Below are 12,049 nucleotides of genomic sequence, written 5' to 3' on the forward strand. Positions count from 1 at the left end.
GTACGTTCTATGTTAGGATTCAAATCGTATGAAACAGCCACTTCTATATTGAGCGGCGTTGAAGCCATGCATATGATGAAAAAAGGACAACTTAACCTACAGGTGAAGTCTGCTCAAAATGAAGTTGGGTTCATACATAAGTTATTTGGAATTGCATCATAATCTGTCATTGAATAGGCCATGTAGGTTCTATATCTCTATCAAATGTTTTTTGCACCAGAACCTTCCATACTGATCACGTCCTTTTTAGAGTACTAGTATCAGTATGTCCAAGTTTACTAGACTTCTTGCACCAGAACCTACAACAGTACAATCAAAATGCTATTTTATGTAATTTTCTAGAAGTTAAGTCCTTATAAAATTAATTTGAGAAATATAATTATTAAAATGATAAATGGACAAAATCAATGAAATAGAAATGTAAAGGTATATCAAGAATTATCTATCTAATTAAATATAAAACAGCAAAACGAATTTTAAAGGTGTACCTTTCATAATAAGTTGAAACATATATTTAAAATATAGTTTAACCGTTTTTTAAAAAATTGTATTACGGATATGTTTATCTAAAGAAGGGGGATTAACTTGAGGAAATGTGAGCCAAGCTCAAGATATTGAGCTCGGCCCTTAGGGATGTATTTTCTTAGTGATTGTAATTCATATTATCACCTCCTTTAATGGATATTTGGAGAACAGAAATTTAAAACACATAATAAATTAACTAATATTGTTAGGAAAAAGAAACTGGCAACAACTCAATACCTCTTGAAGTAGCTGTGACCCTACGTGTTGGGCGTCTCAATAATCGTAAACGACTCGACTCTTCTAAAAGACATAAAATCAATTCTTTAATTGCTAATTTACCAAAAAAAGTTCCTACACATGTATGTGGTCCCCAACCAAACCCCAGATGTGGATTTTTTGAACGGTCAAGAATTATACTATCAGGTTCAGGAAACACTTCCGGATCCCTATTGGCTGCAGCAAACAGTACTACAATTACATCACCTTTCTGAATTGTAGTATCTCTAATTTTTGTCGTTTTGGCAGCTATGCGACCCGTTCCTTGTGCTGGTCCATCAAAACGAATTAATTCATCCACCCCAGTGTCAATTAAAGATTTATCATTTAATTTATCAAATACTTCTGGGTGTTCTAATAGAGCAAGTACGACATTACCAAATACAGCATATAAAGATCCAAAACTTGCATTGAACATCGTACCAGTTGTATTACGAATGTAATGCTCAGGAACATTTGTGTTTTGAGCATGCTTTCTAATGTATGAAACAATTCCTGGCCTATCTTCAGCAGCAAACCACTCACCAACAAGAGCATTGAGTTTTTCGCGTGCTTGATTACCTGGTTCAATATTCTCAGGTCTTAGTCCTGAATCCATTTGTCGAGTAATAGCTTCCGATATTTCAAGAAAAGAATCCAAGTTTGGCTCATCAACACCAAGTGTAATTGCTGTCATACTTAATGCTAGCGGAGCGGAAACCTCTCTCATAAAATCAAATTCATTTATTGATTTGTGTTTTTTAAAAATATCTTTAATTAATACATGTATTTTCTCTCGAACATTATTAATATCCTGTGAATTAAAAGCTCTCGTTAATAGATTACGCAAAGGTATATTGTCAGGTGGATCCAAAGATTGAACATTATGACGTACATCTGGAATTTCCACTCCAACTCGTCTTCTATCAGTTGTAAACACTTCATGATTACGTAGCACTTCTTTACAATCATCGTATCTTGTTAATACCCATGATTTCATTCCTTCATGCCAATAAACGGGAGCGTTCTCTCTTAACTTTTTATAAATAGGATATGGATTCAATAATGTTTCAGGATCGAGAGGATCATATTTAAGTTCTATTTTTTGTAACATAATCGTCTCCTTTCACAAAAAATAATGTTTTTATCTTTTTCCATAAATCAACAAGAGCTCTCCTAATCACCAATACCCTCTTTAATTGTCTCCTCAAGAAGGGATTCTAATTTGGAAACTGATTGAATCTTATTAGCATAAATAGGAGCAGCATGAGTTATGCTAAATTCACCAGCTATTATTGCACTCGCTAAAGCGATGTCAGTAAACTTTTTTCCTTTCTCATTAAAACTCCGTAGTTGATTTATAATTCATAAATCAACTTTAACATTTTTAGCATAAATGTAAATATTTTGAATTTGTAGAAAAATTATTCTTATTATTATGAATATTATGACATATATAAGGTTTTAATTTTGAACAAAGTTACGATGTTTTTCCCCTTTGGATCTGTTTATCTAAAGGGGGTCACCATACATGCCCATCAACTTAAGATTTTGAAGTACCCCATCGCTATCAAGCTAAGATTTTAAAGTACCCCCTAAATGGAAATTTTGTGTTTTTATAGCATCGAAGTTTATTTTTCTCTTTTTGGGGGTAACTTTTTTTCTTAAGTTGATGGGCATGGGGTAGCACCACACATCCATCAACTTAAGCATTTAGGCTATTCTTAAAGTTAAAAGCACGTTACTATTCTCTTATGTTAATGAGAATAGTAACGTGCTTTTTATGAATATACATCAGTTTGGAATGAACTCAATATATAATCTTTTATATCAAATCGATGCTCACTTAAAAAGTTGATATGCTCCCATCCTAATGATGAGATATGTTTTAATAGTTCTTCATTAAACTCATACTTACTTTTTAACGTTTCTACAGATTTACTTAAATATACGGCGTTTCATATAATAATGGGATTAATCGGAATACTTAATAAATTCGCTCGTTGTATTTGATCCTGGAGAGCACGTTTAGGTATATCATATAGATTTTTCATAATTGCATTTATTGCAAGCGTTTTCAATTTTAGGGATTGTTATAATCTACATTTTTCACAAAACATTTCTTAGCATATTTAACTTTAAGCATTGGTAACAAAACCCTTATTGTTTATAGTTTTTAACTATGATTTTTCCCTATTTTTAATATATAGATTCCTAAAATAATCAATCCTAGTCCTACAAACGGGACAGTTGGAAACTTCGTTCCTGTTGATGGCAGGTGATGCTTTTCCTTACTTGCAAGATCATTTTCCATTGCGCCCTCTTTACTTTGTATATCATAAGATTGTTTAGCATTTCCATATGTAGCATGCACTTTTTTAATTTCCAGGCCACTTGTTATTTTTTGATTCTTTATTTCTATTTCTGCTATCTCGCCAGTTTTTACTTCCATTTTTTTTATTGTAGGATCAAGTACATAACCTTCTGGAGCCTGAATTTCTTTTACAACATACGTACCGGTAGGAAGTTTATTTAATGTAGCAATCCCATTCTCAGTTGTAGTGATTTCTTGTCTAAAATCCCCATTTTCACTTACAACCTCAAACACTGCCCCTTTTAAAGCCTCTCTATTTTCTCCTACCTTCATAATTTTTAATGACCCCCAAAATTCCCATCCTACTACTATATCTGTACTGCTTTTTTCACTCATTCTTGGTAATAAAGCAGTTACATCTTGAATCCTTTGTTGGCCATCAAAGGTAACTGCTTGTAAGCTCTGCAATTTTGCATTTACTCTGATCTTGAAATTTCCACTTGTTGCGTTTTTGGGAATCATAACTTTAAATTTTTCCTCTATAGAGAATTCATTCTTTTTTTCACCTTGTTCATTTATAATTTTAGCTCCTTCTGGTGCACCCTCCATTTGAACTGAGTATACTCCAGATACTGAATTTGATTGAACTCTATATAAATTTGTTTCAAAATATTCCCCATTTTGCTCTACAGTTTGTTTTCCAGTAGGTATTACGTTCAAATATGTTTCCTGAACTTCAGTACCTTTAGAAGCTTTTTCTACCAAATGCTTTACAAGGTTATATACCTGTTGGTTTTCTGGCTTTGAATCGGCAATTTCAATTTTTTTAGATGCAATCCAGATAGCTAGTTGAGTTGCATAGTAGGCTTCCTCTTTTGTAGAAACTCCTAATTCAGCCGGCGTTTTTTGAGGGTATCCATAAAGTAAGACACGATATACAAAATCATTCTCTTTTCCAATTTCAGAAAGATCATCTCCATTAGGTGAATTCAGATCAGGTGATAAACAATATGCAACATCTTTTGATGACGTTCTTAGTAAGTCTGCCTTTACCTTTACTTCAGTACCTTTGAATTTAATATAATTCCAGTTCATTTGAAACTTTTCTTGATGTATTATCTCGGCTGCTGCTTGTGGAATAGAAATCCCTAGCAACATAATGATTAAACTTATAATTCCAAAACATTTTGTTAACATTCTACGTTTCATCTCATTCCCACCATTCATCAAATTTTCAGGAAAAACCTTACATGCTGATTATATTTTCTGTAAAAGAATATTAGTTTGATTATTCAGAAATTTATAGGTGTAAATAATGATTGTGTTATAATTTCATATTTTCTTATAATCTTTATCGTTTAATTGGATTTACCATATTTGTTAAAGATACTACTTACTTAACTAAATGTACGGGCGTAAATATTATTCTATACTATTAAAAACTAATTCAAAAAATCAATTTTTAGAATTTAAATCTATGTATTTAAAAATAAATACACTTAACAATCCACCTATTAAATGAATGTTTTTTCTATTCAATTTACCTTCACAAAACACCGGCTGCATCCTTAGGGAATTTAGCCATATTTTACATTTATTATTTTTAGAGAATACATGGCTTGCAATTCTTTTTTTATGTTATGATATTTTGTTTATTGATTCTTGTACAAGAATATACTTCTCAAAAGTAAAATAATTTTAATCCTTTATCATTCTTTTAGCTGTTTATATACATTCATGGATAGATTGAAAATCATATATACGCATGTGCATTGTAACTTAGACGGTTAATACACGGGACCATCAAACGGTTCCAACAGAAACATAAGGGACACTATTTGATGACTGGTTGACAATTTCATTATATAACAAATATTAACAATTAAAGATTTTAATTTTTAAAATTATGTGAATTAATAAAATAAAAAAATATCTTATTTTTTAATTCCTGAAAAATCCCAATGTTTCATTTCACATAAACTACTTGGTTCTGGTGCAAAAAATACTATCATTGTGTACACTGAAAATATTCATAAATAAAGGACGTGTACGACGATGAAAAAACCAGTGGATTTTAAATGGAAGCACTATGAGCTGGAGAGTTTGGTTATACAATTTATCAATCCGCCATTTTAGAAGGAGGAAGAGATCCCTTTTATCAGTGGATTAATGACAATGACAAGATAGAAAATTATGAACTGGAAGGAGCACAATTCATCTTTGGTAAAATGACTGGAAGTAATGTAAAGGGCATGAAAATGATTGTTCCTGCAAAAGGAAAGGACAGTACTTATCAAGTTGTAATCATTGATGATGTTTTAAATAAGGCTGAATTAGAGAAAATCATGATTTCCTTTTTATTTGAGTTCGAACGAAATCTTCATGTGATAAAAGAAATTAATAATCTATAAAACAAAAAAGTGAGATGAAATTTTTGTTTTGGGGGTACTTCAAAATTTTAGCTTGATGGCGATGGGGTGGTACCCCAAAGATAAATTATATCTTAGCAACAACAAAAGAGGAGGAAATAATATGGCAATCACAATGGCAGTTTTATCATTTTTAGGTGGAGTACTTCCTTTAGTATCAGAACTTTTAAAAGCAGTAATGTAAGTTCATTATTCCGCAATTATTTATAAAAATTATCATACAAATGATCTGTATATCAAAGATGAATTGATTTGCAGATCATTTGTATGAGCAAAGTCCCTTTATATATTTAAAGGGACTTTTTTAGGTTTCTACATAATTGGAAATATCCTAAGTTTCGGTAATTTGATGAAAGACTTTTGGAGCAAATCACCAAAGAAGATGTAATTATGCATACCCAAATAAAGGGAATGTCTATACATTGTGTGATTAAATTATATTAATAATATTTAAATTCTATTTAAATTTTTCTGCAGATTATAATAGTTATTTTTTTGCTGGATATATCAAGTTGTAACTATTATAATTACCGAAATGAAATTAAGCAATAATTTTAGAAATATAATATTTTCACTAATATTAATACGTAATAATCGAATTAATAAATATATTCGACAAAATTCTACTATTTACGCATTGGAAATTTAATGTTTTAATAAAGGTGTAATTGGTATGACCACTGGGGAGAGGAGAAGATTATACGAATAAAAGTGCAGTAAAGTTGCAAGTAACATTATGTCAAATTAATTTTCTGAACAATCAGTTAATTACGTTTGGAAACGATCTAGAATCACAAAATTATCACATTTGTAAAAAATAGCATTCTAAGTCTCTACATAGCAATTAGGATCTTATTTTATTCCGAGATGAAAGTATAAGCAATGTACAGCATAATTTTATCTTTTGTAATCTTGTAGAGACCATGCAGACAAAACTAGGGGGGAATAATGTACAAATATTTATAATCTATATTTAGGTTCCCATAATATACATCTTTATAACAATCTATAACGATTAACGGTTGTAAGGCTAGATTTCATATTAATAAAAATTAAACCTTTAAAATTTAGTCCAACTATTTTATCAAAAAACACCAGTTAATAGGAGGAATTACCATGAAAAAAGCGTTAGTCGCAGGGTTATTAGTTACAGCAGTATCTACAAGTTGCTTCTTACCTGTAAATACTTTTGCAGAAAGTAAAACAACTTATTCACAACTAACAAGTAGTACAAATCAAGTTGCTATGAATAGGTTATCAGATTCGATTAAGACATTAGGATCACAGACGCCATTAATTCAAGGATATGGGCTAATCATATTAAAGCAACCAAACCTTGAAGTAACTGCTATACCTGGAATAACAACTGATCAAGGTACTGCAAGAAACCATGTTCAAGACTGGCTGGATAAATATAATCCAAAACTATTCAATGTAAATCAAGACCTGCAGGATTTTGGGACAAGATTTACAAATTATTATGATATATTGGTTGAACTAGCTGGAAAAGTGAATGACGATTCGCAAGCAAAAGAAGACTTTGTAAGTATTTTTAATGCACTTCAAGATCAAATGCAAGCAATTCAGTATGATATGAAAGGAGCTTCAGTAGACTTAAACAATTATAAAAATGACTTGGTTGAAGATAGTAAGAGCTTTTCTAGTAAAGTTAGCAGAGCGATTGAACTTTATAAGGGATCAGGCGGAGACATTGAAAAATTCAGAACGGAAATTAGACAACTTGATGAAAACATTCAAGATGATTATACAAAACTTCTAGCTCTACCAAAAGAAAATGTAAAAGGTTCTATAAATATTGGAAAGACGGTTATTGATATTTGGATAGACGCAGGTAAGGATCATACTTTAGACACATCTAATTTGGAAGTGATTTACAACCAAGTTGGACAACTCCAAAATGATGAAGTAACAAAACTGAATAATGATGTTCGTCAGAAGCAACAACAAAAAATTCTATTGCTACAAAAATTATCGAAAATTGAAGTGCAAGCAACTCAAATGACACTTATTGATCTACAGTTAAATAACTTTACAAGAGTAGTTAAAAAGCAAATTGAGAGTTTTGACAAGCTAGTAAGTAGTTGGGACATCTTTAATGACACAATGATTCAAATGAAGAGAAGTCTTAGTACTGATGCGAAAATAGATTCTAATGCATTACAAGCACAATTAAAAGAACTCAAAACGTTTACGGATGAATTGAATAAACAAACAACGGAATATGAAAATAGTGTTACAAACATAAAAGTAACAGAGGCAAAATAGTAGAATGAAGAAAAAATTCTTAATAATATAATATAAGGAGATAGGAATATTATGAAAAAACCTTATAAAGTAATGGCTTTATCTACATTAATTGCAACAATCGCAGCGGGTAGCATTACGCCATCATATGTTTCGGCAGCGGAAAATACAACAAAATCAGCACCTATTTATGCAGGTGCAGAAAATAACTCCCCTGAGTATTCACTTGGACCAGAAGGGCTTAAAGATGCGTTAGAGAAAACTGGATCCAATATGTTGGTAATGGATCTGTATGCTTTAACTATTGTTAAACAAGCAAATGTTAATTTTGATGGTTTAACTGTAATTAACAATGATTTACAAAAAAGCATTAAGGACAACCACGATGCTTCTAAAAAAAATGCAAATCAATGGTTAGATGGTTTGAAACCGCAAATAATCCAGACGAATCAAAATATTATCAATTATAATACACAATTTCAAAATTATTATGATGTTTTGGTAGAAGCTGTAAATAATGATGACAAAGAAACGCTAAAAGCTGTGCTTACAAGTTTAGATGATAGTATTTCAGAGAATAAAGGTGCAGTGGACAGGTTAGTGCAAGATTTGAAAGCCTTTCGCGGCAAATTAGAATTGGATACACAAAATTTAAAAACTGATGCTAACAAAATCACAGATATTTTATCTGGTCAAGATGCTGGAATTCCATTGATGCAGAAACAAATCGAAACAAATCAAACATTAATTGATGAGAATAACAAGGTTTATATTGGATCTTCGGTTGCAACTGCTCTCGGTGCATACTTAACTGCTACAGTTATCTTTGCGCCTATTGGTGCAGGTGCATTAGGAGGCGGGATATACGGAGTTGTTACATCGCAGCAGCAGATAAAGAAAGCACAAGAAGAGATTAAAAATCTAACGGAAAATATTTCCACTGCAAAACAACAGGTAGCTAAGTTAACGATCTTGAAAAATAATACTAATAATTTAACAGAAACAATTGATGCAGCTATTACTGCCCTTGAAAATGTAAAGAATCAGTGGCAGACAATGGGGGCAAAATATAAATCATTGAATGACAATGTTGACAGAATTAACCCAGACAAGCTTGCTACTATTATAAAAGTAGATCTGAAGATAGCTAAAGGTAGCTGGGAACAGGTTAACAAGTATGCTGAAAATATTCAAAAGGCTGAGATTTCATTCGTAGAAGAGAAAAAATAATATTACTTCAAGAAATTGCCGAAGTAATGAAAAATATAATATACTGACTTTCCCTTTTGAAGAACACATAATGTGAGTCTCCTGTTCAAGTTTGAACAGGAGATTTCCTATATAGTTATGAAACTTGATAGAGATTATAGAATAAGAAAGTATGAAAACCCCTATTTTAATATGTTGTTTTATTTGCAGTGATCGTAATTCATTTGAAGTAAAGAATAGAAGCTTATGAATTTAATAAAATACGTGATACATTTGGGAGAATAGGTGAAAAAAGGTGAATAAAAAATTGTATAAGAAAGTGATTTTATCAACGATCATTACTGGAATGGCAGCGAGTAATGTAATTCCACTTCATACCTTTGCAGCAGAACAAGTTGTGCAAAATAGTGTGTCCCAACAGCAAGAAGATAGTAAGAGCTATGATTTAGGTCCTGATAAATATAAAGAAGTAATGGAGAAAATGGGGGCAAGTATCCTTATAATGGATTCATATGCTCAAATAATCATTAATCAACAACAGACAGATTTAAGTAAAATAAGTTCTATAAATGGTGATTTACAAGCAAACATGATTAAGCATCAAAAGGATGCGCAAAGGAATGCAACATATTGGTTAGATAATCTAAAGCCTGATATTATGAAAACGAATCAGAATAGTGTAAGTTATAATGATACCTTTCAAGCGAGTTATGATCAATTACTAGCTGCTTTAGATCAAAAAGATACAGTGGCATTTAAAACTGAACTGGAGAAATTATATAATAGTATTTTGAAAAATAGCCAAGAGGTGGATGGACTACTAGAAAAGTTGAAAACATTTCGAAATACAATGGCTGAAGATACAAGAAGTTTTAAAGACGATTCTAATCAATTGAAGTCTATTTTAGAAAGTACGAACGCCGGTATTCCACTTCTACAACAACAAATCAGTAATTATAATAATATAATTAAAGAAAACTATGATAAGCGTGGTGGCTATATAGCTTTATCTGTATTTATGCCTCCAGTTGGTATACCATTGATTGTCACTGCTGACAAGAATATCGCATCTGCACAACAAGAAATAGAACAATTAAAGTCCAGAATTTCTGGAGCAGAGGCAGAATTAGTTATTTTGACAGATGCCAAAAATAAAACGGAACATATGACTGCAACAATTGATACAGCTATTACTGCTCTTCAAAATATATCAAATCAGTGGCATACAATAGGATCAAAATATGATTCTTTACTAAAAAATGTTAATAACATTAACCCAGACCAGCATGCTTTATTAAAAATAGATTTGAAGATAGCGAAGGATAGCTGGCAGGACCTTAAAAATTATGCAGATAAATTATATGAAGGTGCTAAGATTGTACAAAATGGAGAGATTGTACAAATAGGACAACCAATAGAAGGGATTGTACAAAAAGGACCGGATTGCACCTGAATACATGTAAATAATATTAAAAACATACAACCTTGTATTTGTTGGCAAGGTTGTACGTTTTTTTATAGAGATGTAACAACTTCAGGTACCGTCAATATTTTTGTGTAAATAAAGAATTCCTTTTCTTGTAGGGGAACGGAAACCATTCTGGGTATGAGGGGTCACTCTGGGATTTAATTACAAATTAAAAAAGAACTTTATTCAAGTTCTTTTAATCTACGATACAGAACCTAAACACTCATGTAAGCATCCAAATAGGTTGCTTTTTTCTCTGTTATATAGAAACTAAATAATAAAAATAAAATTCAATAAAGTAGACATTAATTAAATATTCCCCTTATAGCTAGCTTTTGATAAAGTACCTTATTTTGATACTGTAAGGAATAAAATATCAGTCTGAAAGACTAGTACATCATATTTTTCAAATAATTGTTTGTTTCCTTTTTCCAAATAAATTTCTTCATTATATAAGTAAAAAAAGAGATAAGAACACTTTAATTACGTGCATTATCTCTTTTCGAATATATATGGTATATCCCATGTAAAATTACCACATATTTTAATGGGACTTACAGTTTGCTCTTCAACAAAAAGTATACCTCATTTTTTGTGAAAATATGCAATTTTAACTTTTCGTAAAATACATCATGGGAAAATCTGTAATATGGACGTGTTGAAATATTATTGTTAGATATATCTATAATCTCATATTGGGGTACTGCCACATCACAATCAAGCTAAGAAAAGCGAATACCCCAAAACGAGAAAATTGGCATTTCCAGATGAAAATGTACAATTTTTTGTTTTGGGGGCGTTATAGAATTCTTAAGTTGATGGGCATGTGGTGGTACCACACATCTATCAACTTAAGAAAAGTAAACACCTCCTAATAAAAAAATCCCATAGGTGTTTTGCAAATCCTTTAATGATCCATCGACTACAATCGTACATATTTTGCCGACGCTTGTCGTTTGCATAGACGCAAGAATAAAAAATCAAATATAAAAGATAGAGATACAAATATCTCTATCTTTTATCAGTGGGGATGGAAGTTTCACTTTATTCTTTTTATCTTTAACTTCATTATATTTACCGTGAATTCAAGTTTATCAACAATCCCTTTTTCAAAAGTTTTATAAAAAGCATTATTTGATATTGCAATAAAGAACAACATAAGAAAAAACACTTTTGTATTCCCATCTACCGAAGTACCTTTAATTCCCCATTCCTCCAGTGTTTTCCCTCCTATATTTACTATAGAAAACGCCCCGGAAATATATGTAGCAAAAAAATGTACCTGATAGAACCTTTTTAAAAATGTATTTGAATCATGTCTCCAAGTATAGATAAAGTGTAAAATGAATGAAAATATAGCTGACAATATACTAGATACTATTAACATACAAATAAATATTTCTACTGAATCTGGCTCTATAAACCTAGTAATAAATGAATCTGCAAAAGTAATAATATCCATTCCGAATATTACTGCAAAAAAATACAAAATCAAATAATAGAAATAAACAAACATATTACTCATCTCCTGAAAAATAATGAATTTTAAATTGCTCTTAGAAGTCAGCTGAGATACGTGTAAAA

8 protein-coding genes and 2 pseudogenes are annotated in these 12,049 nt (G+C 31.0%); 6 read left to right on the plus strand and 4 right to left on the minus strand.

Going from position 1 to position 12,049, the window contains the following annotated elements:
- A pseudogene (locus C568_RS31520) lies at window positions 1–162 on the plus strand (IS6 family transposase); the annotation flags it as partial.
- A 568-nt stretch (window positions 163–730) separates the two neighbouring features.
- Here C568_RS31520 and C568_RS0129260 read toward each other — a convergent pair.
- The 3 genes and pseudogenes from C568_RS0129260 to C568_RS0129270 form a co-directional block, all read right to left on the minus strand.
- A complete protein-coding gene (locus C568_RS0129260) occupies window positions 731–1,780 on the minus strand; it encodes a cytochrome P450 (RefSeq protein ID WP_231399108.1) in 1,050 nt (349 codons plus the stop codon).
- A 781-nt stretch (window positions 1,781–2,561) separates the two neighbouring features.
- A pseudogene (locus C568_RS34485) lies at window positions 2,562–2,726 on the minus strand (hypothetical protein); the annotation flags it as partial.
- A gap of 230 nt (window positions 2,727–2,956) precedes the next feature.
- Complete coding sequence (locus C568_RS0129270; protein ID WP_018783607.1) at window positions 2,957–4,303, minus strand: SpaA isopeptide-forming pilin-related protein; 1,347 nt, start codon at window positions 4,301–4,303, stop codon at window positions 2,957–2,959.
- Between the two features lie 1,019 nt (window positions 4,304–5,322).
- Between C568_RS0129270 and C568_RS0129275 the strand changes: the two genes are divergently transcribed.
- The 5 genes from C568_RS0129275 to nheC all read left to right on the plus strand — a co-directional run bounded on the left by C568_RS0129275 (window position 5,323) and on the right by nheC (window position 10,450).
- The gene (locus C568_RS0129275) at window positions 5,323–5,505 is read left to right on the plus strand and encodes a hypothetical protein (protein WP_006093756.1); all 183 of its coding nucleotides are present in this window, start codon (window positions 5,323–5,325) and stop codon (window positions 5,503–5,505) included.
- Window positions 5,506–5,533: 28 nt separating this feature from the next.
- Window positions 5,534–5,707, plus strand: coding sequence for a hypothetical protein (locus C568_RS34490; protein WP_155895722.1), 174 nt, complete (start codon window positions 5,534–5,536; stop codon window positions 5,705–5,707).
- Window positions 5,708–6,639: 932 nt separating this feature from the next.
- Window positions 6,640–7,809, plus strand: coding sequence for a non-hemolytic enterotoxin subunit A (nheA, locus tag C568_RS0129285; protein ID WP_018783608.1), 1,170 nt, complete (start codon window positions 6,640–6,642; stop codon window positions 7,807–7,809).
- Between the two features lie 51 nt (window positions 7,810–7,860).
- Window positions 7,861–9,018: a non-hemolytic enterotoxin subunit B gene (nheB, locus tag C568_RS0129290; RefSeq protein ID WP_018783609.1), complete on the plus strand. Its 1,158-nt coding sequence runs from the start codon at window positions 7,861–7,863 to the stop codon at window positions 9,016–9,018.
- 274 nt (window positions 9,019–9,292) lie between these two features.
- Complete coding sequence (gene nheC / locus C568_RS0129295) at window positions 9,293–10,450, plus strand: non-hemolytic enterotoxin subunit C (RefSeq protein WP_018783610.1); 1,158 nt, start codon at window positions 9,293–9,295, stop codon at window positions 10,448–10,450.
- A gap of 1,054 nt (window positions 10,451–11,504) precedes the next feature.
- On the opposite strand, the gene C568_RS0129300 is transcribed toward nheC, so the two are convergent.
- Window positions 11,505–12,049 (minus strand): hypothetical protein (locus C568_RS0129300; RefSeq protein WP_231399118.1); only part of this gene is annotated, 545 nt, incomplete at its 5' end.

This window comes from Bacillus sp. 95MFCvi2.1 (genome assembly GCF_000374965.1).
GTDB classification, from domain to species: domain Bacteria; phylum Bacillota; class Bacilli; order Bacillales; family Bacillaceae_G; genus Bacillus_A; species Bacillus_A pseudomycoides.

Coding starts and splice junctions, on each gene's coding strand:
- C568_RS0129260 (WP_231399108.1), bottom strand. CDS start 1,780: ATGAAATCATGGGTATTAACAAGATACGATGATTGTAAAGAAGTGCTA.
- C568_RS0129270 (WP_018783607.1), bottom strand. CDS start 4,303: ATGAAACGTAGAATGTTAACAAAATGTTTTGGAATTATAAGTTTAATC.
- C568_RS0129275 (WP_006093756.1), top strand. CDS start 5,323: ATGACTGGAAGTAATGTAAAGGGCATGAAAATGATTGTTCCTGCAAAA.
- nheA (WP_018783608.1), top strand. CDS start 6,640: ATGAAAAAAGCGTTAGTCGCAGGGTTATTAGTTACAGCAGTATCTACA.
- nheB (WP_018783609.1), top strand. CDS start 7,861: ATGAAAAAACCTTATAAAGTAATGGCTTTATCTACATTAATTGCAACA.